Annotated in this window: 28 protein-coding genes, 1 pseudogene and 3 riboswitches; of the genes and pseudogenes, 2 read left to right on the top strand and 27 right to left on the bottom strand. The window is 39.6% G+C overall.

Features of this window, described 5'->3' with window-relative positions; translation table 11 throughout:
- Window positions 1-5: 5 nt before the first annotated feature.
- The 22 genes from E2K98_RS06835 to E2K98_RS06940 all read right to left on the bottom strand — a co-directional run bounded on the left by E2K98_RS06835 (window position 6) and on the right by E2K98_RS06940 (window position 20,665).
- The gene (locus E2K98_RS06835; protein WP_133333508.1) at window positions 6-1,472 is read right to left on the bottom strand and encodes an acyl-CoA reductase; all 1,467 of its coding nucleotides are present in this window, start codon (window positions 1,470-1,472) and stop codon (window positions 6-8) included.
- Window positions 1,473-1,483: 11 nt separating this feature from the next.
- Window positions 1,484-2,602: a LuxE/PaaK family acyltransferase gene (locus tag E2K98_RS06840; RefSeq protein ID WP_133333509.1), complete on the bottom strand. Its 1,119-nt coding sequence runs from the start codon at window positions 2,600-2,602 to the stop codon at window positions 1,484-1,486.
- Entirely contained in the window at window positions 2,571-3,905 is a 1,335-nt protein-coding gene (locus tag E2K98_RS06845) for a solute carrier family 23 protein (RefSeq protein ID WP_133333510.1), read from the bottom strand. The genes E2K98_RS06840 and E2K98_RS06845 overlap by 32 nt, the downstream gene beginning before the upstream one ends.
- Window positions 3,906-3,979: 74 nt before the next feature.
- Window positions 3,980-4,090, bottom strand: a riboswitch (TPP riboswitch).
- Between the two features lie 54 nt (window positions 4,091-4,144).
- On the bottom strand, window positions 4,145-4,861 hold the full coding sequence (locus E2K98_RS06850) for an ATP-binding protein (RefSeq protein ID WP_133333511.1): 717 nt from the start codon (window positions 4,859-4,861) through the stop codon (window positions 4,145-4,147).
- Window positions 4,858-5,361: an ECF transporter S component gene (locus E2K98_RS06855; RefSeq protein ID WP_235824738.1), complete on the bottom strand. Its 504-nt coding sequence runs from the start codon at window positions 5,359-5,361 to the stop codon at window positions 4,858-4,860. The genes E2K98_RS06850 and E2K98_RS06855 overlap by 4 nt, the downstream gene beginning before the upstream one ends.
- Window positions 5,351-5,935 (bottom strand): cob(I)yrinic acid a,c-diamide adenosyltransferase, encoded by a 585-nt coding sequence (locus E2K98_RS06860; RefSeq protein WP_133333512.1) that lies wholly within the window; start codon window positions 5,933-5,935, stop codon window positions 5,351-5,353. Before E2K98_RS06860 ends, E2K98_RS06855 begins: the two co-directional genes overlap by 11 nt.
- Before the next feature lie 2 nt (window positions 5,936-5,937).
- The gene (locus E2K98_RS06865) at window positions 5,938-6,384 is read right to left on the bottom strand and encodes a bifunctional adenosylcobinamide kinase/adenosylcobinamide-phosphate guanylyltransferase (protein ID WP_133333513.1); all 447 of its coding nucleotides are present in this window, start codon (window positions 6,382-6,384) and stop codon (window positions 5,938-5,940) included.
- Window positions 6,336-6,947 (bottom strand): histidine phosphatase family protein, encoded by a 612-nt coding sequence (locus E2K98_RS06870; RefSeq protein WP_133333514.1) that lies wholly within the window; start codon window positions 6,945-6,947, stop codon window positions 6,336-6,338. Before E2K98_RS06870 ends, E2K98_RS06865 begins: the two co-directional genes overlap by 49 nt.
- Window positions 6,905-7,684, bottom strand: coding sequence for an adenosylcobinamide-GDP ribazoletransferase (gene cobS / locus E2K98_RS06875; protein WP_133333515.1), 780 nt, complete (start codon window positions 7,682-7,684; stop codon window positions 6,905-6,907). The genes E2K98_RS06870 and cobS overlap by 43 nt, the downstream gene beginning before the upstream one ends.
- Window positions 7,681-9,189 (bottom strand): cobyric acid synthase, encoded by a 1,509-nt coding sequence (locus tag E2K98_RS06880; RefSeq protein ID WP_133333516.1) that lies wholly within the window; start codon window positions 9,187-9,189, stop codon window positions 7,681-7,683. The genes cobS and E2K98_RS06880 overlap by 4 nt, the downstream gene beginning before the upstream one ends.
- Complete coding sequence (locus E2K98_RS06885) at window positions 9,186-9,761, bottom strand: bifunctional adenosylcobinamide kinase/adenosylcobinamide-phosphate guanylyltransferase (protein WP_133333517.1); 576 nt, start codon at window positions 9,759-9,761, stop codon at window positions 9,186-9,188. The genes E2K98_RS06880 and E2K98_RS06885 overlap by 4 nt, the downstream gene beginning before the upstream one ends.
- Window positions 9,731-10,819, bottom strand: a complete 1,089-nt coding sequence (cobD, locus tag E2K98_RS06890; protein WP_133333518.1) for a threonine-phosphate decarboxylase CobD — start codon at window positions 10,817-10,819, stop codon at window positions 9,731-9,733. The genes E2K98_RS06885 and cobD overlap by 31 nt, the downstream gene beginning before the upstream one ends.
- Window positions 10,776-11,759 carry an adenosylcobinamide-phosphate synthase CbiB gene (gene cbiB, locus E2K98_RS06895; RefSeq protein WP_133333765.1) on the bottom strand — a complete coding sequence of 328 codons (984 nt, stop codon included), beginning with the start codon at window positions 11,757-11,759 and terminating at the stop codon, window positions 10,776-10,778. Before cbiB ends, cobD begins: the two co-directional genes overlap by 44 nt.
- Window positions 11,756-13,222 (bottom strand): adenosylcobinamide amidohydrolase, encoded by a 1,467-nt coding sequence (locus tag E2K98_RS06900; RefSeq protein WP_133333519.1) that lies wholly within the window; start codon window positions 13,220-13,222, stop codon window positions 11,756-11,758. Before E2K98_RS06900 ends, cbiB begins: the two co-directional genes overlap by 4 nt.
- 3 nt (window positions 13,223-13,225) lie before the next feature.
- Complete coding sequence (locus tag E2K98_RS06905; protein ID WP_133333520.1) at window positions 13,226-14,287, bottom strand: FecCD family ABC transporter permease; 1,062 nt, start codon at window positions 14,285-14,287, stop codon at window positions 13,226-13,228.
- Window positions 14,253-15,215, bottom strand: a complete 963-nt coding sequence (locus E2K98_RS06910) for an ABC transporter substrate-binding protein (protein WP_133333521.1) — start codon at window positions 15,213-15,215, stop codon at window positions 14,253-14,255. Before E2K98_RS06910 ends, E2K98_RS06905 begins: the two co-directional genes overlap by 35 nt.
- 171 nt (window positions 15,216-15,386) lie before the next feature.
- A riboswitch (cobalamin riboswitch) is annotated at window positions 15,387-15,578 on the bottom strand.
- Window positions 15,579-15,716: 138 nt separating this feature from the next.
- Window positions 15,717-16,184 (bottom strand): 6,7-dimethyl-8-ribityllumazine synthase, encoded by a 468-nt coding sequence (gene ribH / locus E2K98_RS06915; protein ID WP_133333522.1) that lies wholly within the window; start codon window positions 16,182-16,184, stop codon window positions 15,717-15,719.
- 38 nt (window positions 16,185-16,222) lie between these two features.
- Window positions 16,223-17,416 carry a bifunctional 3,4-dihydroxy-2-butanone-4-phosphate synthase/GTP cyclohydrolase II gene (locus E2K98_RS06920; protein WP_133333523.1) on the bottom strand — a complete coding sequence of 398 codons (1,194 nt, stop codon included), beginning with the start codon at window positions 17,414-17,416 and terminating at the stop codon, window positions 16,223-16,225.
- A 23-nt stretch (window positions 17,417-17,439) separates the two neighbouring features.
- A complete protein-coding gene (gene ribE, locus E2K98_RS06925) occupies window positions 17,440-18,099 on the bottom strand; it encodes a riboflavin synthase (RefSeq protein ID WP_133333524.1) in 660 nt (219 codons plus the stop codon).
- 10 nt (window positions 18,100-18,109) lie between these two features.
- Entirely contained in the window at window positions 18,110-19,192 is a 1,083-nt protein-coding gene (gene ribD, locus E2K98_RS06930; RefSeq protein ID WP_165976195.1) for a bifunctional diaminohydroxyphosphoribosylaminopyrimidine deaminase/5-amino-6-(5-phosphoribosylamino)uracil reductase RibD, read from the bottom strand.
- Between the two features lie 128 nt (window positions 19,193-19,320).
- Window positions 19,321-19,465, bottom strand: a riboswitch (FMN riboswitch).
- 107 nt (window positions 19,466-19,572) lie between these two features.
- On the bottom strand, window positions 19,573-20,037 hold the full coding sequence (locus E2K98_RS06935) for a GyrI-like domain-containing protein (protein ID WP_165976196.1): 465 nt from the start codon (window positions 20,035-20,037) through the stop codon (window positions 19,573-19,575).
- A gap of 139 nt (window positions 20,038-20,176) precedes the next feature.
- Window positions 20,177-20,665 (bottom strand): Lrp/AsnC family transcriptional regulator, encoded by a 489-nt coding sequence (locus E2K98_RS06940; protein WP_372512651.1) that lies wholly within the window; start codon window positions 20,663-20,665, stop codon window positions 20,177-20,179.
- 198 nt (window positions 20,666-20,863) lie between these two features.
- On the opposite strand from E2K98_RS06940, the gene E2K98_RS06945 reads away from it, so the two are divergent.
- A complete protein-coding gene (locus E2K98_RS06945) occupies window positions 20,864-21,778 on the top strand; it encodes a DMT family transporter (RefSeq protein WP_133333527.1) in 915 nt (304 codons plus the stop codon).
- A 47-nt stretch (window positions 21,779-21,825) separates the two neighbouring features.
- On the opposite strand, the gene E2K98_RS31605 is transcribed toward E2K98_RS06945, so the two are convergent.
- Both E2K98_RS31605 and E2K98_RS31415 read right to left on the bottom strand, forming a co-directional pair.
- A complete protein-coding gene (locus E2K98_RS31605; RefSeq protein WP_235824754.1) occupies window positions 21,826-21,927 on the bottom strand; it encodes a hypothetical protein in 102 nt (33 codons plus the stop codon).
- Window positions 21,928-21,936: 9 nt separating this feature from the next.
- A pseudogene (locus tag E2K98_RS31415) lies at window positions 21,937-22,044 on the bottom strand (catalase); the annotation flags it as partial.
- Window positions 22,045-22,230: 186 nt separating this feature from the next.
- Between E2K98_RS31415 and hpaB the strand changes: the two are divergent.
- Entirely contained in the window at window positions 22,231-23,664 is a 1,434-nt protein-coding gene (hpaB, locus tag E2K98_RS06955; protein ID WP_133333529.1) for a 4-hydroxyphenylacetate 3-monooxygenase, oxygenase component, read from the top strand.
- A 177-nt stretch (window positions 23,665-23,841) separates the two neighbouring features.
- Here the strand turns inward: hpaB and E2K98_RS06960 are convergent, their stop codons facing one another.
- The 3 genes from E2K98_RS06960 to E2K98_RS06970 form a co-directional block, all read right to left on the bottom strand.
- Window positions 23,842-24,042: a cold-shock protein gene (locus tag E2K98_RS06960; protein ID WP_026575266.1), complete on the bottom strand. Its 201-nt coding sequence runs from the start codon at window positions 24,040-24,042 to the stop codon at window positions 23,842-23,844.
- Window positions 24,043-24,158: 116 nt separating this feature from the next.
- Complete coding sequence (locus E2K98_RS06965) at window positions 24,159-24,914, bottom strand: Cof-type HAD-IIB family hydrolase (protein ID WP_133333530.1); 756 nt, start codon at window positions 24,912-24,914, stop codon at window positions 24,159-24,161.
- A gap of 308 nt (window positions 24,915-25,222) precedes the next feature.
- Complete coding sequence (locus E2K98_RS06970) at window positions 25,223-25,534, bottom strand: iron-sulfur cluster assembly accessory protein (RefSeq protein WP_133333531.1); 312 nt, start codon at window positions 25,532-25,534, stop codon at window positions 25,223-25,225.
- Window positions 25,535-25,574: the final 40 nt, after the last annotated feature.

Raw genomic sequence — 25,574 nt, forward strand, 5'->3', positions numbered from 1 at the left:
TCCTTCTACTCGACATCCGGGTCAAACCGTTCCAAATCCAGTTCAAGGTTTCGTTCAATATCGGTAAACCTCACTAAATCCAGTAAGTTAAAACCGCCATCATGATGCCATCCCGGCTTCGCCCGATTCATTTCGCCAATTGGAGCGATACGATTAACACCCAATGTTCCTAGTAATTCAGCGATTTGAAAAAGACGATTAGGTGATACCGCAAGGCCGCAGGATTGTAAATAGTCTTGATATAGTGCTATTTTTTCAAAATCATCCTCTAATCTTTGTGAGTTGAACACATGGATTGTTCGATTCAACGGTGACCCTTCCATTCCTGCTTCGGCATGATAAATCACCGTCCATGCTGAAGCATTTAGACTTGCAAAGACACTGATGCCATCCCTTGACAATGACTCCAAATGATAGTGATTTCTTACCTTTTGAATGGACATTGCTTCTTCAGCGGTAAGCGTGGCCCGCGGCCGTTTTTTATGATAACGTTCTAATTCTGCTGCAAGCATTTGGGCGAATTGCTTCGGACTGACAGCGCCCCCCTCTTCCACCAATACCGATTGGGGAGATAAACAGCTTTGCTGATCAAAAACCGAAACATCCTCTGCTAACTTATGGATCGTTTCAAAATAATGGTCAGCAGTGAGCGCCTCCTTGCCAACCAAAGCCAGACTAATTTTGTGCCCATAGGATAAAAATTTCTTTCCAAACGGCACAAGTTCACGTACTGTTTCTACCGTAGTATTGGATCCATAAACAATCACCGCTTCCGCCGCTGCAATTGCCTGCTCCTCGAGTTCCTTTGTCCCGCCTTTCCAAGGAAGAATTGCAATGGATTCAGCTAATAGCGGGTCCACTTCTGCTAATGATTCAGCAAACAAAACAGGAAATAGCGGCTCCGTCGTTGAGGTTTTTCCAATATTTGCGGATTTCAGCAGCAGCCCCATGATTAAACTCCAGATTTGTACACCCGGCACGTTTCCGGAGAAGACATGAAAAATCGACCTTGGTCCAAACGCTCTGCTCATCCCCCCTGTTTTTCTTGGACGAAACTCATCGAGCATGGCTGGCTGGTCAAACTCTTCATCTAGGAAGCGCAGGAGTTCTTTTTTGCGAAACATTCTGATGTACCGTTTTAATTCAAGCCGTACCATCTCCGAATCATATCCAGTAATTCTAGGTATTAGAATTTCCGCAAATTGTCGTAACCGGTAATCAGGATTTAGCCATTGCTGAACGGCCTGGTCAATTTTTGCTACGATATCGTTTATTGAGAGAACAGCTAAATATCGATCCCTATTTTCCTGAACAGTCCGAGAAATCTTGGTGATATTACCAGCGGATAGAATCGGATATTTTAGAATAAAAACACCCTTTTCTGTTTCGAACAATTCCTCACGAAATTCAGTCAGCTGGATTGACTTTGGTACCTTATAGACTGGGATTTCTACTACTCTATCATCTACCATAAGTCATCCCCTCATTTTCCATTTGCCTGCAATAATTGGTCAATTGCAATCGAGCAGCCTCTGGCTTCTGACCCCTTTACTCTTCCAAGTAAAACAAAGCCTTCCTCCGTTCTATAACCTAAATCCTCTGTCAAGATTGCCTGGCAGGAATTCCAATTGGCTAGGTCATAATGAGCAATTACCCCTGCCACGCCATTGCTTACAGGCTCTAATGTGTTTGCATCCAGCACAATGGTTTTCACCCAGGCAGGTCCTGTTTTATCGAATACAGTTGTTCCAGTTAAATAATTTGATAAAATAGTTTGATCATAGATTTGCGAGCTTAATTCCGTCATTCCATACATATTGATGCACATTGTACGATCGACATGGAAATACTCCTTGAACATGTAATATAAATGGTCCATTTCTATTTCCCGTGACTGCCCTTTAAAACCGCCTGTATCAAAAATCCGGCTGCCCTTTCCTAGCTGGAACCTGACGTTCTTTTCTTTTAAATAATCCAAAACATGCACATAAGCGAACGTTGCTCCTATCAGGAGAATCGGCTCTCCACGTTCCTCCGATTCCTTTAAAGCGTTTGTCAGCCCTTCCATATCCAGTCCCTTTTCATTGAAAAAGAAACGGCTATTTTCAGTCCCAAAAAAGGTGACAGCATTTGTTAAATATCTGGATAGCGAGGAATTTTGATTAAGATTCGCTGCCGGTGATAGCACAAACATCGTGATTTTTTCTACATCAGGCAAGACAAAATGTTTAAATGGGCACTTCATTGAAGCATCCCAAACTGCCAGAGTTGGGTGATAGTTTTTCCCCTTGGCATTCGGGTTTGTAGTGCCGCTTGTCATAAAAACGGCCTCAGCATCCTCTACAGATTCAGAGGATAACACCATTTCTTTAAATCCTTGAAGCGGAATGGCCGGAATATCCCTCCAATTCTTGACCGTTAACGGGGTTTTGCGCTTTGTTTGGCAAAACTTTTTGTATGGCAGATTAAATTTAAATTGAAAATTAAATAACTTTATTGCTAGTTCATTAAAGTTTGTCTCTGCTTCTGGAGGAAGCCCTTCCGGATACTGATGAATAAATTGTAAAATTTCATTCGTAATTTGTTGTGACTCCGGTCTCATTTTTTACTGCCTCTTTTCTAAACCATTTTGGTAAATTGACCAATAAAACTTGAAGAATAATCGAGAAAAATGCCCCGATAAAAATACTATTGGAAAGGAATGTTCCGATAGTTCCTTTTACATCTTTAAAATAGGTAGGCAAACTAATCGCTAAAAGAATAGAAAGTCCGATAATCATATAGTTGGTTTCGTTCTTTTCCACCTTTGCCAAAATCGAAATACCGGTAAAAACTAAACTTGCTGCCGCAGGTAAAAAGATTCCGCCGACAACAGCATCCGGTGTCAGTGCAAGGATGGCACCAGCCTTTGGCACAAAGCCAAGAACTAAAAAGATGATTCCCGCTACAATTACCGGTTTCCGTGACCCTACACCTGTTAATCTTAGTAATCCTACATTTTGAGCATATGCAGTAGTAGGAAATCCTCCGATTAATGAGGAAATAAGTGAACCAGCGGACTCACCTGCAAAACCGTTTCGGATTCTTTTTCGATCCAAATCAATATCAAGCATTTCCGCGGATGCCTGATAAACTCCCATTGCTTCGATAATCGCAACAATGTAAGCGACAAAAAAAGTCAAAAACCAGCTCCAATGGAAGGTGAATTCTCCGTAGGGGAGAAAATGAGGCATGCCAAACCAGCCTTTTTCACTAATGATTGAAAAGTTTGTTTTCCCAATACAAATGGCAATCAAATCCCCAACAATCAGGGCAATAAGGAAGGAGAATGACTTCCATATGCCGCGGCCGAAAAGAGATAAAACAATAACTACCAAGGCAGTTGGGATAGACATGACAAGCGTACTCGAGCTTGCAAAGCTGTCCATTCCCGGTGTTCCGCCTAAAAATTCATATAATGTAAAGCTTGATAAGGAAATTCCGACGATAAAAATAACGGTTCCGGAAATAACTGGTGTAAATAGAGCCTTTAGCTTTCCGATTATTCCGGTAATGGATAATAGAAAAACAATAATTGCACTTAAAAAGATACTGCCACTTGCAGCCGCAAGCGCATTTGCTTTACCTGCTGAAATCATGATGGAATCAAAGGCTGCGGACGGTCCTTGAACAATCGGCAATCTGACAAGCTTCGTTGCTTGTATCAAGGTAACCAGTCCGGCAGAGATAAAAATGGCGTTGACAATATTGGCTGATAAGGACAGCGGCAATCCAATCATCGCAGCGACAAAAATTGGATCTAGCCAGACATTTGAAACAAAGACATGCTGCAATCCATATAAAAAACTTTTAACTGGCGGTAATTCTTCCTCTACCCCTATTACAATACTTTCTTTCTCATTCATGCTGTACTCCCCTTTATAAAAAATAAAAAAGCCAGATCCATAAAAGGACCTGACTTATAGGCAATAGAAAAAATTAATTTTTTCCACTACTTTCCTACGCTGGTATGATCCAGATCAGGTCCAAAGGGTTAAAAAACAAATTGTTTTTCTCTCAGCCCTGCATCCGGGCACCCCTAGTAGTTTATGAATTTAATAATTTTATCCTATACCTTATTAAAGTGAATAGCAACAATAATATTTTAAAATTCTATATGCAACGAGTGGAAATAATCCCCTGATGCTCTCTTAATTTTTTCTTCAAGACCTTTAGGATAGACGGCAATAAAACAAGTGGAAGGACCGGATGATTTAAAAACATCTACATCCGTTATTAGATTTTCTTTTTCTAAAACCATATTTAAAAACAGTTGATTCAACTCATATAAGATTCCTTTTGATCCCACTGGTAAAACAACCACCTCTTTCAATTTGCAAATTTCTTTGAAAAGTGCCAATGGTACCACGTTATCCGGTTGTTCCACCACTTCATTTCCAACAAGAGGCATCCCAATTATCGCAACTCTTAAAGTGTCTGAAAAAGGTACTTCCATTACTGTATCTGTTTCCTTTTTCCCAATTACGATAATCCCGAGAGCTGATTGCTTTAAGGAAAAATTACTTTCCGTGCTTCCCGTAATGGAAACTTCCTTTAAATTAAGTTCATTTAATCCCTTTTGAACACCCTTGAGAAGATCCTCCCAAGGTTCATTGCCGCAAAAGTTTTGAAGCACCACAGAAAAAGGTTCTCCACCACCAGCCAAACATTCCATAGCAGCAACACGAAAAGAATAATAGGCAACCGTTTCATAGGACACTTTTACGAAATCGTCATCCTTCATTCCAATACCGCCGCTATTATCATTTGCAATAATGAGTGATTCCCGTTCATTTAAAGTGAGCGTAACAAAATCCCTCATTGTTTAGGCTCCTCTTTTTGGACAGCTGTCTTAAATAATCCGGAAAGCCTTGGAATTAACACTAGGCCAATCACCACGTTGATGATTGAACCAATCAGTAACGATGGAACGATCGCCAAATAAAAACTTTTACTCATTAAAAAAATAAACGGGAGAGGTGCGGCAAATGCATTACCTAACACAAAAAGAATGGCAGCAACGATTCTTCTATTTTTATATAAGACACCGAACATCCAAACAAGTACGGCCATTTCTCCGGCTATTAAAATATGCATGGGTCCAAGTGGAAATCCGCCAAATAGGGCCGACAATAAATGTCCAAAGGCAGCGGCAATCGCGCCAAATCTTCCTCCAAGAAAAGCAGCTGCCAAGAGCGCCGGAAAAACATCCAAGGCAACACTGTCAACAAACGCAGGTATTTTAATGGAAGCACCGACAACAGATAAAGCGGTGAAAAGGGCAAGCCAGCTTAGCATTTTTACATCAAAGCTATTTTTCATCTGAACGTTTCCCGCCCCTGAACACTTTTGCGCTCCTAACGTACTCCACATCTTTTACATTTAACCGATTGTTAACGACCCTTGCCAAGGCAAAGAAATAGTCTGACAGTCGGTTTAAGTATTGCAGTGCCACCTCAGGAGACTTCGAATCAGCTTTTACTAGTTTTACCACCAAGCGTTCTGCTCTTCTTGTCACGGTCCTTGCGATATGAATTGAGGCAGCTGGCTTTGTCCCTCCCGGTAAAATAAATCTTTCTAACTCAGGTGCCTCTTCAATATACTCATCGATTTTCTTTTCCAAATAGTCAATTGATTCTTTCTGCAGCTTCATTTCTCGTTTGTCTGAAACATTGGCCAAATCTCCGCCGCAATCGAATAATTCGTGCTGAATGGTTTCAAGGTCGGCTAATACATCTGCGAAAATTTCCGGGTCAAGCTCTTGAATTGCCTGACCGACAAAGCAATTGACTTCATCAACGGTTCCATATGCTTCCACCCTTGTGTCATCTTTATCGACTCGGCCGCCAATGATACTTGTTTTTCCCTTATCACCAGTTCTTGTATAAATTCTCATCCTTACATTCCTCCACCTTTTATGGTTTGATTTAATCCATACCAAATGACGTCGACTTTGTCCGCTACTGCCGCGATGTCCTGATTGGCCCATCCCGCCAAATCGCGCCAAAGTCTGTTCTCTTTCTCCATCGGAACAATTCCTTTTGTAATGTCTGTTCCAATTACCACTAGTTTTCGATTTTTCTCAGCTTTCTCCCAAGAAGTCCAATGGTTTAAGCAGGCTTTCCATATTTCACGTAATTTGCCAGGTTCATATTCTTTCATTAATGCCTTTACCCATGTTTCAATTCCTTCGAGAACAAGCAATTCTTCAGGATGTTCTTCAAGTTCAAATGGAAATGGGTCATTTTGATAGGCTGATTTCCATTGTTCTATTGATTGAATCGGATAAGTTTTTCTTACCCATTCCCTTTTTCCATTAAAGGCACCTCCTGTAACAAAGTGCACCGCTCTCCCCTCCTTAGCGCTTCCCGGTTAGTGGTTAATTCGAACCCTCGATGATGGGGAGATTGCCACTCCCAAAATTCTTTCTTTTCTGGCGCATACTTAGTCAAGAGTTGACGAATGACACCACCATGGGTAATTACCACACAGCTTTGTAAGTCTTTCAGAAGAATTTCATCTACCATCTGTCTCCAGCCAGCTTGAATCCTTTTCTGAAATTGCTGAAACGATTCCCCATCTGGCGGATAATACTGAAATGGATCTGAGAGCCATTTCTGATATCGTGAATCTTCTTTCAATTCATCGTAGGTTTTTCCATCCCAAGCACCAAAATTTATTTCTCGTAACTCTTTTAAAAGCTTGGGATTTGTATTCGGAAAAAATATCTTTGCAGTTTCTATGCATCTTTTTAGGTCACTGGAAAAATAACCATCATAAACACTTTTAACCGGAACTTTGATTTCCCCTATACATATTGGTGAATCCGTCCACCCCAAATAAGCTTTTCGTTTATTCGCTTCTGTCAAGCCATGACGAAATAATGCAATAACCACACTGTCATCCATAAGATTAACTCCGTCCCTTCTACAGAGGCTCCCAAAACATCACCTGTGATGCCGCCAAACCAATTGGACACATTACGGCGGCAAAGGAAATAACATCCACCAGCAGCCAACAATAAGATTGTGACATGAATGATATTTTCATTTAAGAAAATCACTAGGACCAAAAAAATGATGATAAAGATAGGATAAATAATTAACAATTTGAGAGAGACCGCTGTTTGAAACATCGCTGCAAGCCCTTCTTTTCTGGATGATGGGACCGTTACAAGCAAAAGCCCCATTACACTCTTGCTGAAAAAAGGAATCGCTGCAATCAGAAAATATGGAGTAGATTCAGTAATTTCAAAAATAAATAAAAAGCGGCAGCTTAATAAAACAATAACAGAGAGTACTCCAAACGCTCCGGTTCGCGGGTCTTTCATAATTTCCAGCCTTTTTTCTTGATTGCCATAGGAAAAATAAGCATCGCTCGCATCCATCCAACCGTCAAGGTGAATACCGCCGGTAAGAAGGATCGTTGCCAGCCAAAGTAAAAAGGCTGCGGCAAGGTGGGAAAATGGTGTCCATTCTTTTAGTAAAAAAAATAGACTGGCATAGATGATCCCTTGGAACAACCCTAAAAGTGGAAATGCCTGTACCGTCTTACCAAGATGTTCCGAATCCATTGGCAGCTCACGTCGAATCGGGACCGCAGTAAAAAACTGCAGGCCAATGAGAAAACCTTTTAAAAACATCATTCCCCAGAACTCCAATTTTCGATTATTTCTTTTAGAAGGTCCCACTTTAGATGCGCTTTCATTTCTACTGCAAGAGCGGTATATCTTTGATCCTTATAATCTCGCAAATTCCTTATCTCTTTTACCGCGAGCCCCTTCCTTTTCCGAATAAGGTTTAACCAGCGATTTCTCCATTCGTCATTATGAAAAAGGTGGTGCAGATACGTTCCGATGAGTTGGCCGTTATAATGAAAATAGCCTTCTTCTTTTCCGTCTTCCAATTTAAGAAACGAACATCCTTTTTGCTTGATCACCGTTTTTCCCAGATGAATTTCATATCCTTCCAATGGAATTTTTTCAGGAAAACCCGTATCTTCGTGATACGCCGCCACTGTTCTAATCGTTTCCTTTTCTTTATAAAAAATGGTTTTTCCCGGAATCAACCCGATACCCTGTAACCTACTGTTTACGATTCCGGTATCCGAGCCGGCTTCATCAATCATTTCATCACCCAGAATTTGGTATCCACCGCAAATCCCAACTGTAAACCCGCCGTTTTTAAAATGATTTTTAATTTTCACGTCCAACCCTTGATCTTTGATGAACTTTAAATCTTGAATCGTACTTTTTGTCCCCGGAATGATGACCGCGTCTGGCGCACCAAATTCATCAACATGTTTTACCCAGCGAATTGATACATCATCTTCAAATAAAAAGGGTTCTAAATCACTGTAATTTGAAATAAAAGGGAGTTGGATGACTACAACATCAACATCCCCTCTTTTTTGATTTGAAAATTGATTAGCGATAGACAATGAATCTTCCCCATCAATCATATGATGCTCGATATAGGGCAATACCCCTAACACGGGAATCCCTGTTTTTTCTTCAATCCAGCGAACCCCATCTTCAAATAAAGTAATATCCCCGCGGAATTTATTTATGATCACACCAGCTACTCTTTTTCGTTCGTCTGGTTCCATTAGTTCAAGGGTGCCGATAATACTGGCAAAAACACCGCCACGGTCTATATCGGCAACAAGCACAACCGGCACATCCGCTAAAGCAGCCACCTTCATATTGACCAGCTCACGATCCTTTAAATTTATTTCAACCGGACTGCCAGCTCCTTCGATCACTACCATTTCAAACTGATTTGACAGCATTTGAAAGGATTCTCTAATCACATTCAACCCTTTTTCATAAAAATTTTCCCTATATTCTCGCCCGGAAAAGGTCTCAATCGCTTTGCCTAAGTAGACCACTTCTGAGTCCTGGTGGGAACGTGGTTTTAATAGGATTGGATTCATCCAAACCGTTGCCTCCGTTCTAGCTGCTTCCGCCTGAATTCCCTGCGCCCTGCCAATCTCTTTCCCATCAATGGTTACATAAGAGTTATTGGACATATTTTGTGATTTAAACGGTGCAACCTTCACACCTTCAGTCGATAGTATTCGACATAAAGCAGTAACAACCAAGCTTTTACCCACATCTGACGCTGTTCCCTGGATCATAACCCCTTTCATTGTTTCACTCCTTTCATTAAGATGGGGATACCTGCTTCAACCAAATACGCTTCATCTGCAGCTTTTACTAGTTGACGATGGATGTATCCAAGCAATCTACCATATTTCATGACAAGCTCATTTTCGGATAATGACTCGTACACCACTTCATTACTAACAACTATCAACGTTTTCACCTGAATGTTAATCGCTGTAATTCCATTGAGAATTCTTTCCTTGACCACTTCTAAAAAGCTACAATCCCATGATTCTTCTGTAGAAAACAGCTCATTATTCAAGAGTGTCGTTACACAATCAAGCAGCACAATATCCTGTTTCGTCATTTCCTTTGCCCGCTTGCCAATATCTATGGATTGTTCAACGGTTTTCCACTTGTATTTGCCTGCCTCACGATCCAGTTGATGTTTGCTGATACGCTCCTTCATTTCCGTATCTGAAGCAACCCCGGTTGCGAAATAAATGGGGGTTCCTCCAGTTTCAACAGCAATCTCCAGTGCCTTTCTCTCAGCAAAACTGCTTTTGCCGCTCCTAACGCCGCCAGTTATGAAGATAAGGGATGGTGCTTCCGCCACTTTGTAAACACCTCCAGAAGTCGGTCATTCTCGTTACTGCTCTTTATGGCAAAACGAAGCCATTTTCCCTCCAGTCCTGGAAAATTGAATGTATGCCGTGGAATCATCCCGTTGTGAAGGAGAAATTCAAAGAGTTCAAATTGATCGAATATATATGGATCTCTTAATAAATAAAAATTAACGTCAGATGGTGTTACCACAAAGTTTTGTTTTTGGTAAAAATTTAATAGTCTCTCCCGTTCATGAAAAATATAATCCTGCGTTTCTTTGATAAACAATTCCTCTTGCAAACAAAGTTCACCGGTTAATAAGGCAATCGTATTCGTACTCCAATGCGATTGCAGCTCACTTAGTTGTTCAATTACAGAAGGTTCTGCTACTAAATACCCTAATCGAATTCCTGGTATCGCAAACATTTTGGTCATGGAACGAATGATGATTAAATTGGAATATTGATTTATGTAGGGTAGAAATGAATGATAATCTATGAGAAAGTCATAGAATGCCTCATCTAAGACGACAGAACAGTTTTGTTCTTTACATGCCTCTATTATGGCATGGATGCTTGCAGCAGGGTATTGAATCCCTGTTGGATTGTTTGGGTTACAGATAAATAAAGCATCAGCCCCAATCAGACTAGACTGTAGCTCTGCAACATTTAATTCAAATTCTGGCTCTTCCAATGTATGATAGACAATTTCACATTGGTTCACCCGGCAGTTTTTTTCATATTCTGAAAAAGTGGGCTGAATGATGACAACCCTTTTACCCGAGAACCTTCGGGCAACCAAAGCAATTAACTCGGCACCGCCATTTCCAATCAAAATAGACTCATCCAGGATTTGTTCCTTTTTTGCAATTCTTTCCTTCAACCCACTTGCAAAAGGATCTGGATATACATGAATATCCTGATAAAACGCCATCCATTTTTCTTTTAGCAAAGGAGGTGGTCCCAAAGGATTAATGTTTGCACTAAAATCCACATATTCCTTTGGAAGTGAAAGCCCCATTGCTTCATACAAATAGCGTGGATTGGATCCATGTGACGGCCATTTCAATGATGATCCCTCCTGCCCATAATAATAATAAAAATAAAAAAACAGTTTTCCCTAGAATCGTATTCGCCTTTGGGATATGCTCTGCCTTTATCGGCAATAGCGGCTCTCCCATTTTTGCCCGGTCTGAAACCATTCCTTTATAATAATTTATTCCTCCAAGCTGAATCCCTAAAATCGCGGCAACTGCCGCTTCTCCCCAGCCGCTGTTAGGACTTGGATGTTTTTTTGCATCTCGGAACAAGATTTTCCATGCATGACGATACTTCATTTTTTCTGGCTGATTTCCAAAAAGCATGATTAATCCTGTCAACCTGCTGGGGATCCAGTTCATCACATCATCCCATTTGGCAGATGCCCAGCCAAACTCTCTGTACCGTTCATTTTTATATCCAACCATTGAATCGCAGGTATTCGTGGCCCGGTACAATATGGCAAGAGGAGCTCCGCCAATTAGCGCCCAAAATAATGGAGCTGTAACACCGTCACTTGTATTTTCAGCAACAGTTTCAATTGCTCCACGGGCAATTTCCCCTTCACTTAAGGAATCGGTATCCCTGCCAACAATATAGGATAATTTTTTCCTTGCTTCGACTATCACTCCAGCCTTCAATGGTTGATACACTTCAAGAGCCGATTCCTTTAAGCTTTTTTGGGCAATGGTTGTCGAAATGATAATCGCTTCAAGAAAGATCCCCACATACAAGTGAATCTGATAACCTATAAAAATAATAATGAATACCAAAAGAAAAACAATAAGTAAAACACAGATTAGCATCAATACCCCTTTTGCTTTTTTCGCTTGACCATGGTTCCAATTCTTTTCAAAAGATGAAATTAGTGAACCAATCCAGCGAACCGGATGGGGCCAATTGGGGGGATCGCCAATAAGCAAATCAATCATGATTGCAATGGTAATTGAAATTAAATGATGGATAATCACGATTTTTTCCTCTTTTGTGATTTTTGAATCGCTTCGGTCGTACATTGATATACCGCTTTACTAATCAGCTTTCCTAACGGAGTGATCGTACCGGCATACTCCAGAACGCATCCTGTTTGGGTCGCAGCAATTAAGATACTGTCCGTCGAGGTTCCTGTCGCAATAGTCCCCGTAACATTGTCCATTACCTGTAAATCATGGATGGCCTTCACTTTTGCCTCTGTGGCCGTCATGATACTTTGAATAAATGCTTCTTCAGTCAGCTCTCCATTAACAAAAATCCAGGTATTAATCGTGCCGGGCACTCTTTCAAAGGAGTGCAGTTCACTTTTCGAAGCATCAATGGCATTTCCAACACCTGCAGTTACCACGATAAAGATAGAAAAGTCATTTTCTTCATAGGAACGGTAGACCAAATCCTCTAAAATAACAGCAGTCATCATTCCCACGGTTTCAGATGGCTCAAACCCATTCGCTTTTAAAAATGTCGCCATTTCGAGGCGATGGTCACTGCAATTATAACTTTTGTCAACATGACGATTCACAAAATTTTGGTGCCATCCCGTTCCTGAGCCAATCACACCTGAAGACATTGTCCGTAATGGTGCAGGTGTACGCAGCACGATAAACTCAGACGAAATGCCTACCATTGATTCATCTACAATTTTAATCGAATCTTTTTTAATCCCTTCTGGCAATAAGCACATTTGCGGTGCCGCTACTTTCGGATGAGGATGTTTTAGAACTTCTGTATGGTATACGTCCCTTATCTTTTCTTCTCTTAGCACTTCATTCGGAATATGATTGATATTGATTGTGCCGTTTTCGAGCAAGAGCAGGCGGTCACAATATAAACCGGCAAGGTTTAAATCATGAAAAATAGAAATAACCGTCAAACCGGTTTCCCTTGTCCACTGTTTTAATAAATCAAGTAATTCTTTTTGATAAGATAAATCCAAGTGGTTCGTTGGTTCATCTAAAAGAAGAATTTTTGGTTCCTGGGCCAGGGCTTGAGCTAAAAACACCCTTTGTTTTTCTCCACCGGATAACTCTTGAATATTTCTATTTTGAAATGTGGAAATACCCGTCTGGTCCATCACCCGCCTGACGATTATCTCATCTTCTTTTGACCATGATTGAAACCAGCCCTTTTGATGTGCATATCTTCCTAGTGAGACTGTTTCCTTGACGGTATAAGAAAAAGACTCAGAAGAGTGCTGTGAAAGAACGGCAATCATTTGCGCAAGTTGTTTTGAGCCATACTCCATGAGTCTTTTTCCATTAATTAAAATATCACCTTGTTGAACGGGAAGGATTCCACTTAACATTTTTAAAAGAGTTGTTTTCCCACTTCCATTTGGACCTAAAATACCATATAATTCACCTTTTTCTACTTCAAATGAAACATCCTGAAGAACGGTTTCACTTGCATAACCACCTGAAACATGTTTAACGGTAAGCATTTGTTAACCACTTCTTTCCTTCCTTTTTCTCTGCATGAGAATAATTGCAAATACGGGTGCACCAATCAATGCCGTTATAACACCAATTGGCAATTCAGTAGGTGAGATAATCGTTCGGGAAACAAGATCGGCTAAAATTAAAAAACCACTCCCGGATAAACATGTTAATGGAAGTAGATGCCTATGATCAGGTCCCCATAATAATCTAGAAAGATGCGGAATAACCAATCCGACAAAACCGATGGTTCCTGATACAGCTACTGCAGCACCTGTTAGAATCGAACCTGCTGTTAAGATAATTAATTTCCTTTTTTGGACGTTTACCCCTAAATGCTGAGCTCTCTCTTCGCCAAATGACATGGCATTCAATTCTTTGGCATTAAAGATCAAAACGATGGCCCCTATTATAAAAAATGGTAAAATAAGCTTTATGTATTCCCAGCCTCGCATCGAGACACTGCCTAGGAGCCAGCCAATAATTTCTCGAAGTTCATCTCCTGTTAAAGCAATCATCAGTGAAATAAGTGCTCCTAAAAACGAACTAAAAATTATCCCCGTTAAAATAATCGTTTCCACTCGCATGGAACGGTCAATTTTCCTTGCTAACGTAAGCACCAAAAAAATGGTTATAAAAGAAAAGAGAATGCTTAGCACAGGTAATGTAAATGCTCCTAAAACTGGAATCGAAAAGCGAAAAAATAATGTCAAAACCGCCCCTACAGATGCCCCAGAGGATACGCCTAATGTATATGGATCGGCCAATGGGTTTCTAAGCAGTCCCTGAAAGGCGGCGCCGCTGATTGCAAGTGCGGCACCTACAAGTCCGGCCAAAATTACCCTCGGGAGTCGAATGTTCATTACAATGCTTTGATACATGGGGTCCAGTTGCTCTGTAAAATGTATTCCAAAAACATTTGAACAAATGATCTTAATAATAGTAAGAACGGGAACGGATACCGTTCCCATCGAAATTCCTAATAAAATTGCAAAAACAAGGAAAATTCCTGCCAAACAAAATGCAGTGTATTTATTATTTAAAAACATCCGGATAGATGGCCTTTGCAAGATCTCCTACTCCTTCGACAATCCTAGGGCCTGGACGGTTTACTTTATCAGCATTAACATCCAAAACCTGTTTGTTTTTAACGGCTTTGACATTTTCCCAGCCTTTTTGTTTTAAAACCTTTTCAGTTGGGTTTTTTACGTAGAAACCAAATGTAGTCACAATTACATCTGGATTTCTTTTTACCATGGCTTCTTCATCTATTTTAATCCAGCCACTTTGATCGTTTGCGATATTGTCTGCGTTGATCATTGATAACATTTCGTCCATAAAAGTATTTTTTCCAGCAGTATAAATTTCTGGTGCAGGAGACACTTCTACTAATACTTTTTTCTTGTCTTTAACTTCTTTTGCCTTTGTTTGAATAACCGCAAGCTTATCTTTCATCCCTTTGATGATTTCTGCTGCTTTTTCGGTTTCTCCGGTAGCTTTCCCAATTGTGTCAATGGTACTATACACTTGCTCAAAATGATCAGCATTTTTCACCACTAAAACCTTGATCCCTGCATCTCTTAGCTGTTGAAGCGCCGCTTTCTCAATACTTGCAGCGGATTCATGAGCTAACACTAAATTCGGCTTTAAAGAGATGATTTTTTCAACATTTATTTCTTGTCCGCCAACTTTCTCTTTTTTCGATACTTCTGCTGGGTAGTTATCGTAATCAGATACTCCCACTACTTCTTTCCCAAGACCCAAAGCAAATGCAATCTCTGTATTACTTGGGATTAATGACACAATCCTTTCAGGCTTTTTATCAATGACAACCTTATCCCCTAATGCATCTGTAATCGTTACCGGGAAGGCAGCTTGTTCAGTTTTCTTTTCCCCAGCATTTTTGTTCTCTTTTCCTTGGTCTTGTTTTCCGGCACAACCTGCTAACATACCTATTATTAACATTGCAGCTAACAATAGTGAATACCATTTTTTCACGTCTATTCCCCCTGTTTTTAACTGAGCTGATTGCTTTTTATCAAAAAAATATTTTGCACCGCAAAAAAACATCTCCATAGGATCATGGAGATGTTGGTTCGATTAGATTCAGTTACTTATTCGAAAGTAAGAAGAGTCTAGCCTTCCACACCTCCCTATCCTCGTAGGTTATTTGGCGTACATAAATAGGCAGGTTTCCTGACTCATGTTCATCGCTTCCTATGTCTTCCCATCATTACGACAGTGACATTCTATAGGTTGCTCCCATTTACAGTGGCGGGACCGCGTTGGTTTTGCACCAAACTTCCCTTTTAAGCTTAAATTCTTTTTAAAAATTTTAGCACCTATTTTTTAAATTTATTTTTATGACTACTTCATTATATAGGAAAAGAAAATAATTTGTATATGTTTTTAGAAAAATTTCCGTTCAAAGGAAAAACTTTCATCTAAACATGGTTCTAGCAAAAAATCTAACTCTAATTTTCCGAAATGTGGCGAAAGTTATTCAATTGTTCTGCAAAGGTTGGCCATTTCAATCGCAGCTGATGCTGCGTCCCAGCCTTTATTGCCTGCTTTTGTTCCAGCACGTTCAATCGCCTGTTCAATTGAATCAGTTGTCAATACGCCAAAAATAACTGGAATCCCTGTTTTTAAATTGAGAGCAGAAACGCCCTTTGCCACTTCGTTACACACATAATCAAAATGTGGTGTGGAGCCGCGAATAACCGTACCAAGGGTGATAACGGCATCGTACTTTTTGCTTTCCGCCATTTTTTGCGCAATTAACGGGATTTCAAACGCACCTGGTACCCAGGCAACATCCACGTCTGTTTCACTGACACCATGTCTTTTTAAAGCATCCTGTGCCCCACCTAATAATTTACTTGTAATGAATTCATTAAAACGACCTACTACGATTCCTACTTTTAATCCTGATCCAACTAAATTACCTTCAAAAATATGTCCCATGCTTCTTCCTCCATTTGTTTCCTTAATTTTTTTCTTCCTTAATAATGTAAAAGATGCCCCAATTTGTCGTGCTTTGTGCGAAGGTAGTTCGCATTCTCTTTTCTCATTTCCATTTGTAGCGGAACACGCTCGACCACCTCAATGTCATAACCTTTTAAGCCTTTAATTTTTCTAGGGTTATTCGTTAATAAACGCATTTGTTTAACCCCGAGGTCCTTCAATATTTGTGCGCCTATCCCGTATTCTCTGAGATCCGCTCCAAAACCAAGTTTTTCATTTGCTTCAACGGTATCGTATCCCTCTTCTTGAAGCTTATACGCTCTGAGTTTATTCAATAAACCAATACCGCGGCCTTCCTGACGCATGTATAAAAGGATGCCGTTACCTTCCTTTTCAATTTGGCTCAAAGCCGCATGAAGCTGAGGACCGCAATCACACCGGTAGGAACCAAAAACATCCCCGGTTAAACACTCGGAATGAACTCTGACAAGAATCGGCTTCTCAGGATCAATTTCCCCTTTTACTAATGCCACATGCTCTTTACTATCAACAAGATTGGAATACCCAACTGCTTTAAAATTACCAAATTCAGTTGGCAGATTAATTTCCACTTCACGTTTAACAAGCTGATCCTTTTTATTGCGATATTCAATCAGGTCTTTTATCGTAATTAATTTTACATTTAACGAATCCGCAATTTTTCGTAGTTGAGGAACGCGTGCCATTGTGCCGTCCTCGTTCATAATCTCACAAATCACACCTGCCGGCTTAGCTCCACATAATGTTGCTAAATCAACTGCCGCCTCCGTATGCCCCGTTCTTCTTAAAACACCGCCCTTTTTTGCGACTAACGGGAAAACGTGCCCCGGCCTTTTAAAATCTGAAGGTTTAGATTCTGGGTCGAGCAAACTTAAAACAGTTGCGGAACGCTCGAACGCAGATATCCCTGTCGTTGAAAATTTATGGTCGATACTTACAGTAAAAGCCGTACCATGTGAATCCGTATTAACCGATACCATCGGGAACAAATCAAGTTTTTGCGCCAATTCCTCTTGAATTGGCACGCATATTAGTCCTCGTCCATGGGTAGCCATTAAATTTATTACATCTGGTGTTGCTTTCTCCGCTAGGGCGATAAAGTCACCTTCATTTTCCCGATCCTCGTCATCACAGACAATGACAACTTTTCCTTGTTTTAAATCTTCTAAAGCCTCTTCTATTGTATTAAACATTTTGCATCACTCCTTTCTATTATTTAAGCAAATCCGTTATCAGCTAAAAATTGAGCTGTTATGCCGGATGCTCCTTTTTTCCCTTGATCACTTTTTATACCAGTTATAAAATGACCCACATATTTTCCAATCATATCGCATTCTAAATTGACAATATCGCCTGAACCTTTTAGACCTAAGATCGATTCAGATAATGTATGGGGGATGAGTGAAATCGTAAAAGTATGCTCTGTCTTGCCAAAGACGGTAAGACTTGTACCATCAATTGCAACTGAGCCTTTTAAAATAATGTAGTCTAATATCTCTTGATTGGCTTCAATTTCATAATAGATGGCATTTTCAAATGCTTTTTTACTTTTAATCACCCCGGTCCCATCAATATGTCCGGATACGAAATGACCCCCAAATCTTCCCCCGGCCGCCATCGCCCTTTCCAGGTTCACCTTAGAGCCGCGCTTAACTGAATTTAAACTGGATGCCTTCACTGTTTCCGGCATAACATCTACGGTAAACTGTTTTCCGGTAAAGGAAGTGACTGTTAAACATACACCGTTGACAGCGATACTGTCACCAAGATGAACATCATCAAGAATTTTCTTCGCCTCAACGGTAAGAACGAAAGAATCTCCCGTTCGCTGAATATTTGAAACTAAACCAATTTCCTCAATAATTCCAGTAAACATAGTGTTCTCCTCACTTAGGTTCCGCAATTATCCGGATATCATTGCCGATGCGGCTCACTTCTTTTATTTTTAAAGAAACAACCTCTTCCATTGTTTCAAAGCCTTCACCGCCAAAAGAAGCTGGAGCCATTTTACCACCGATCAATTTAGGTGCAATATAGGTGATCACTTGTTGAAATGCACGTTCCTTTAAAAAGCTTCCATGCACCTCCGCGCCTCCTTCAACAAATAATGATGAAATGCACATTTCTCCTATTACTTTTAACATTTCACGGATGATTATTTGCTTTTCCGGCAATTTAATCAGCTTAATCCCTAAATCATGGTATTCTTTTTCCCTTTTCTCATCAATGCCAGAGCAGGTAACAATCCATGTCGGCGCCTGACCATCCGTTACAACGTTTGCAGTTAGAGGAGTTCGAAGATTCGTATCAAGGATAATTCGAATTGGATTTTGGCCGCCTGAAGGCAACCTTGTTGTCAAGCTGGGATTATCCTTAATGACCGTATTGACTCCTACTAGAATGGCGTCATGCTGATGGCGGAATACATGAACGTCCTTCCTTGCTTCCTCACCGGTAATCCATTTGCTTTCGCCTATTGCGGTGGCTGTTTTTCCGTCCAAACTGTTGGCGGTTTTTAATGTTACGTATGGCAAACCGGTACTAATGTTGTAAAAAAACATCCTATTCAGCTCACGTGCCTCTTCCTGAAGCAGCCCTACCTCCACCTCAATCCCGGCATTTCTTATTCTTGCAATACCTTTGCCTGCCACCTGGGGATTAGGGTCAGTAGTTGCAACAAATACTTTCTTAATTCCTGTACGAATGACTAAATCCGAGCATGGTGGTGTTTTACCAAAATGGCTGCAGGGTTCTAGGGTGACATAGATGGTTGCATCCTTTGCTTTTTCGCCAGCCATTTCAATGGCATGGACCTCTGCATGGGGCTCGCCCGCTTTTAAATGGGCACCCATGCCAACGATTTGATTGTCCTTTACCACTACTGCTCCAACTACTGGATTGGGAGCAGTCTGTCCCAAAGTGCTTTTTGCCAAATTCAATGCTAGGCTCATGTAGTCTGTATCATTCATAATGGCGTTTCTCCTTCTATCAGAACATAAAAAGACCCTGAAAAAATTTCTTCAGGGTCCTAATAAAGGCAATAGGAAATTGAGGCTTAAAAAAGAGGGTTTTTTAACCAATTTTTAATCCTGCTTATTTTTTCCTTCTCCCATCCAGACTTTAACTGTCGGCCCTGGAGTTTCACCAGATCCACCGTTTAACTAATGTTAACCGGGTCACGGACTAAGAAGCAATGCTTCATCACCGCCGGTTAGGAATTTCACCTGACCCCGAAGGAACTATTTAATTTTAAATTATTTTAAGTATATCGAATTCAATCCAGAAAGGGAAATGATTTGTTCATAATTTATAGGGAATTTTCGACTTTCCTTTTTTTACGATAATTTTGTTAATATTTTCTTACCGGCAGATAAATGTCAAAAATCAAATTCCCTACAGCATACTCAGGCTTATATTCCTCTTTATAAATTTCTATGCTTAATGCCTGGTGATCCTGTTCATATCCATAGTCTTTCATCCACGAAAAAATCTTCCGGTATGTATTTTCAACCTCTTCCGCTTTCCCCTTATGGGTAGTAAATACGTAATTTTTACGTGGAATCGTGAATCCAACCATGCCTTCAGGAACTTCAGTAATTTCTTCCACTGGTGCAGTAACAAAATAGGTAAACTCAGTTTCCCTGCTATGGAATGGAGCAATCAAAACAGGTTCATTCGTTTTATTTTGTACTTCACGTAGTCGCTCTTCCATCACAGTAAATAGATTTGGAATCTTCTTAGTTTGTGAATATGTTCCATTCCATGCAATCCCAACAACCTTTAATTCCTCTTTTTCTACCACTTTTACCTGCAAAATAACTCCCCCTTTTACAAACATCCTATTTTTATAATTCTTAATTTAGTACCGAAATTCCTGCCTATAATCAAACAAAAAAAGCATCCAAATTAAAAAGGGATGCTTTTGTAAAATTATTTTAGAATATTAGGTATCTTTAATCTGTATTAATCGGCAATGCTGTACTAAATTTTATCTCACGTAGGGATAAACTTGTTTGAATCCGATTTACACCAGGGAGTAAGTTCAACTTACGAATAAATTTCTCCAGTTCCTCGCGATTTCGATTGGCAACTTTTAAAAGATAATCATATTCCCCTGTTAAGCAGTGGCATTCCAGAATTTCCGGCATCAAATTCAGCGCCTTCTCTAAATATTCGAGTTGTTCCTTTTGGTGTATATTCGTACTTACAAAGATAAAACAAAGTAAATCAAATCCAAGCTTCCTAGAATTCAAAACTACAACCTGACGGTCAATATAGCCTTCATTCTCCAAGCGCTTAACTCGAGCATGAGTCGCAGGAGGAGAAAGATTCACCCTTCTTGCCAATTCTGCATTACTAAGTTGTGCACCCTTTTGCAGTAAATCTAAGATCTTTCGGTCAAGTAAATCTAACGGTTTATTCCCTTCCATTACATCAAACATCTTATCCCTCATTCCTTGTACCGAATATTTGATTGTTTACCACCATTTTATAACACATCAAATTAACAATAATACATTTTATACTTATTTTACTTTTAATTATTCTTATTATATCCATATTTACAAAATAAATCATAAAAAAACCGATATTTCTGTTACTATTATTAATATAATATCATTGAAAAGGGGCAAATCATAATGCCAATCTTTTATGTTTTTTTATTGCTTCTTACCAGTCTTCTATGGGGAGGAAATTTTGTTTTCGGAAAATTTCTTGTCGGTCATGCCTCACCGATGACCATCACAACATTAAGGTGGATGATTGCCATCCTTGTCCTATTGCCGATTGTTTTAAAGCAGGAAAAAAAGCTAATTCCCCCAAAATCATCCATTATCCCATTACTATTTATGGGATTAACAGGAGTTGTTTTTTTCAACCTATTTCAATTTTTGGCACTTGAAAAAACCTCTGCAACAAATGTTGGATTGATTTCTACCTTAAACCCGATTTCTATTGCAATCTTTTCTTCCTATTTGTTAAAAGAGAAACTAAAAATATTGCAGATATTTTCAATGGGAGTCTCTTTTTTAGGGGTATTAATGGTATTGGCGAAGGGGGAATTATCACATTTATTATCCCTTCATTTTAATATTGGGGATTTGTGGATGATTGCAGCTGTCATCATTTGGGGGCTTTATTCTATTTGTAGTAAATGGGTGATGAAAAAAATGTCACCCATGCTGGCAACTTTCTATTCTGGGGTATTTGGTTTGGTAATTTTGATTCCATTCAATATATCCAGCTTCCAAATTTCCAATCTCAATTCAAGCTTCCTTTGGGCCATTCTATATACTGGGGTAATTTCAACTGTTGTTTGTATGGTACTATGGAATATTGGGGTTCAAAAAATCGGCGCAACGAGTTCGGGAATCTTTTTAAACTTTAACCCTATTTTTACATCCATCCTTGCCTATTTCTTTTTAGGCGAAAGAATGTCCTGGTCAGAATTTGGCGGCAGTGTCATTGTTATTGCCGGATGTTTCCTATTTTCTTGGTTAAGGTCAGGTATGAACGGAAAATCAACAAAAGTACATGTTAAATTTGGGTCATAGAAAGAAGGTTGTTCACTTTGAACAACCTTCTATCAAGTTATACTAGATTACTTGATTCCCTGTGGAATGGCTAAATATAATCCTTTGGCAATGCGTTCGCCATATTCAGGGTCTGCTTTATAGAAATTCTGGATTACTCGTAGCTTAATATCCTCCCTCTCGGCATGAACAACCCGCTCCGGGACCCATTCCCGGTTAAAATGGGCCAATTTTTCAATTAAATGTACGTCTTGAATTAATGTCGGGCCGCGATTCCTTGCTGTCATTAAATTTTGATTATCTCCTACCGGTGCCCCTTTACTACTATTAAATTATTAAAATTACAAGTTGTTATTCCAATTCTTTTAAAATTAATGTCCAATTTTTTTAAATGTGCAAATTTAGACGGATGTACAAACCAAATCAAGCTTTCAACATTTACTGTAAATAAGACTGACAAGAAGGTGTAGATAATGCCTGCAATATCGGGAAAAGAATATATTGATAGAATCAATCATAATCATGCAGAGATTTGGATTGAGGGTAAACAAGTAAGTGGAAATATTTCTGAACATCCTGCATTTGCTGGTGTCATGAAAAGCCAGGCAAAATTATTTGACCTGCAGGTTTCTATGAACAACATGACCTATACATCTCCTACCAGCGGTAATCAGGTTGGTGTTTCTTTCCTTGAACCAAAAACAAAGGAAGATTTGGCCATTAGAAGAGAAATGGTGCAAAATTGGGCGAGAACGAGTGCCGGGATGTTGGGACGATCACCGGATTATATGAATACAGCAGTGATGGCTTTTGCTGCTGCTGCACCTATTTTTTCAGATTCCTCAAAACTATTTGATCAAAACCTGCGGAAGTTATATGAAGATGCACGAGAAAGAGATTTGACCTTTACTCATACGTTTATAAATCCACAAGTCAATCGTTCTCAAGCTTATACAGAGGATTCAGTAAATGTCATCTCGGCCAAAACCGTAAGGCAAAATGAAGATGGTATTTTTATTAAAGGTGCACGACTTTTAGCAACACAAGGCGGAATTACTGACGAAATTCTCGTGTTTCCGACGCATATGGCTTCAATTAACAAGGATTTTGCCTATGCATTTTCAATACCAAGCAACACTTCTGGACTTAGGTTCCTTTGCCGTGAGTCCTTCCGTTACAAGGATAGTCAATTTGACCATCCTCTCGGCTCTCGGTTTGATGAGATCGATACGATCGTTGTTTTTGATGATGTTTTCGTTCCTTGGGAACGTGTCTTTTGCTACCAGAATCCGGAGAGTTCCTATAGGATTTTTTCCGAAAGCAGTTTTTATCCACTAGTAGGTCATCAAGTAACTGCACGGAGGGTGGTAAAAACCGAATTTATTTTGGGTGTCGCACAAATGCTTGTAGATACAATTAATGTCGGGGAATACCAGCATATCCAGGAAAAAATTAGTGAGATCATTGTTGGACTAGAGACGATAAAAGCATTGCTGTTGGCCTCCGAAGTGAATGCGAAACTAGATCAATGGGGAACGATGACTCCTGATTTCACCCCATTAGGTACAGCAATTATTAGTTATTCTCGTCTTTATCCTAGGCTTTGTGAGATTTTACAGCAAATCGGGGCTAGCGGACTCGTTTCGATTCCAGGTGAAGCGGATTTTTCATCAGAAATAAAGGGAGATCTTGACCAGTATCTACAGGCTGCAAATGCCAATGCATTTGATCGTGTTACACTTTTTCGCCTGGCGTGGGATATTAGTATGAGCGCTTTTGGAACAAGACAATCCCTTTACGAACGCTATTTTTTCGGTGATCCTGTTAAAATGGCCAGTAATGTATATCAAACCTACCACCGGGAACATTCAATTGGATTCGTGAAGGAATTTCTAAATAATCACTAAAACATAAAGAAAACACGCCTCTGTCTTCGCCCTTAAGGGCGAAGACAGAGGCGTAGTTGCACTTATACTTTTCCACTAAAAATTGCTTCTACGTCGAGTTTCTTCTTCGCAGCAATTTTATAATTTCTTAAAGTGCAAAAAAACAAACTCCACTAACTGGAGTTTGTTTTATCATTTTTATGCTTTATGCACATTTACAGCTTGTGGACCGCGTTGTCCATTTTCGATATCAAAGGTAACTTCTTGGCCCTCGTCTAATGTTTTGTACCCTTCGCCTTGAATGGCAGAAAAGTGAACGAATACATCATCTCCACCATCACGCTCAATAAATCCAAAGCCTTTTTCACTGTTAAACCATTTTACTTTACCATGTTCCATTTCTTTTGTAGCCTCCTAGCATTTAGCCAATACATGTTTTGCAAAAATATACTTGCTAGAATAGCTTTTCCCAAAAAAATTATTTTTAAACCATAATCATCAATTTTGAAAAAATTTTATTTTCTCAGTGCCCATTTTCGAATTGCTTTTGCCACTCCATCTTCATTGTTGGCTGCGGTAACCCATTCAGCAGTATCTTTCACGATTTCCTGTGCATTGCCCATCGCCACACCAAGACCCGCTTCTTTAATCATCGCTATATCATTTAAACTGTCCCCGCAAGCCATGACATTCTCCATATCAATTCCAAGACGTTCACAAACCATTTTTAATCCCTTGGCCTTATTTATACCAAGCGGATTGACTTCAATATTCTTAAGAGTTGAATTGCTCAGCTCAAATTCACCTTTGGATTGAAGCTCTTTATTAATGATTTCTCGAATTTCATCATCATCAATATCAAATCCAAATTTTAACCACTCAAAGCTATGCAGGTCCTCCGGCATATCATTAAACCAGTTTCGTTCCGTGCTGATTGCCCAAAACTTCGTATTATGCTGCTTTGACAATTCCCACATCCATTGGATTAGGTCAGCCTTCATTAGATTTCTTTCGACTAATTCACGCTTTTCGTCCCAGACCTCACTCCCATTTACAGTTACAAGAAAGGATGTGAGTTCAAGTGAATCTGCATGCTCCCTGCATGTTCGTAAGGAGCGTCCTGTACTTAGGACAACATAGATTCCCTTTGCCTGCGCTTCTTTTATAGCCTCACGGTTTCCCACTGAAACTTCTCCCTTATCATTTAAAAGGGTTCCATCCATATCAAGGGCAATAAGCTTGATATTAGGTTTATTTATGAAATTATCCATTTATATACTCCCTTCTCTCTTTACCGTTTAGAGTAACATCTTCTTCATGTCATTATCAAAAAATGAGCTTTTCACTTTACATAATTTTATTACTTTTAGCGAATTAGGCTTAAAAGATGGCAATCATCAAGGTGATGATAACTAAAAATAATAAACACCCCACGATCAAATCGCGGGGTATTTTTATCATTGCTGTTTATTTAACTATTGGCTCTGCTAAACCTGGTTGTTGATTTCCGATCCAGGCACTTCGCTTCAATCAACGTTGTTCAAAATCAACATTGTCCTTTAACACAGCCTAACTATTATTAATGGTGATGGTGATGGTGATGATCACCTTTTGATGGATTGGTAATTAACCATTCTTCTTTTGGCACCTGGAAAAATTGAATCCAGATACCGTCCAAATATTCATCGCCTTTTTCAAGAATAAAATCAATGTCCTTATCTGTTTTTACTACCTCATCCTTTTCAGTCGGTGTATCCAGCATTAAATCATAATGAGCATGATCCCCATGCATATGGGTAACAAATACACGAAACAACTTCCCTTGTGCCTCTTCTTGTTCCAACATTTTTTTCAACGCTTTTGCTGCATTTCGATTAATTTTGACTTTCACTTTTATTCTCCTATTCCAAAATAATTTAATTTTATTATCC

This window comes from Bacillus salipaludis (genome assembly GCF_004358205.1).